Source organism: Faecalibacterium prausnitzii, from assembly GCF_003287495.1.
In the GTDB taxonomy this organism is placed as follows: Bacteria; Bacillota; Clostridia; order Oscillospirales; family Ruminococcaceae; genus Faecalibacterium; species Faecalibacterium prausnitzii_I.
This window is the reverse complement of the sequence record NZ_PRLE01000017.1, coordinates 1-615: the sequence shown is the minus strand read 5'-3', so window position 1 is coordinate 615 and position 615 is coordinate 1. Positions and strand designations below refer to the sequence as shown.

Sequence of the window (615 nt, the reverse complement as noted above, 5' to 3'; positions counted from 1 at the left end):
TTGGCGTTGCCGCACTTGTAGTAATAGTAGGTGTTTCCCATGTGGCTGGTGCCGCTTTCGCCACCCATCAGGGTGCCGCACTTGCCACAGAACAGCTTGGTGGTCAGCAGATATCTCACATCCTCTTTTGCAGGCCGACCATGGGCGATCCTGTTCTGCTCAAAACGCTGCTGCACCCGATCAAACAGGTCCTGGTCAACAATAGCCGGAATGCCGCCCGGCGTCACAATGTCCTTGTAGCGGTATTCGCCGATGTAGCGGCGGTTGCGGAAGATCTGGAAGAAGCTGTTCTTCACGAACGGCTTCCCGGTGCGGGTGCGCAGCCCTCGCCCGTTCAGGGATGCCGCAATCTTCTCAGCCGGTTCGCCGTCGGCATACCGGGTGAAGATTTCCTGCACGATGGGAGCCGTCTCCGGGTCGATATGGTACAGCCTGTCCTCCTTGCCAATGGTGAAGCCCAGCGGCACCACACCGCCGTTGTACTTGCACTGGAGGGCGTTTTCGCGCTCACCGCGCGCCACTTTCAGGGCGAGTTCGGCGGAATAGTATTCCGCCATGCCAATCAGCATACTCTCCACCATAATGCCTTCAGGCCCCTGCGAGATGGGTTCCATG

At 58.9% G+C, this 615-nt stretch carries 1 protein-coding gene; it reads right to left on the bottom strand.

The window, feature by feature from the left end:
- Positions 1–615: recombinase family protein (locus C4N22_RS12690; protein WP_181567216.1), on the bottom strand; the 615-nt coding region annotated here is incomplete at both ends.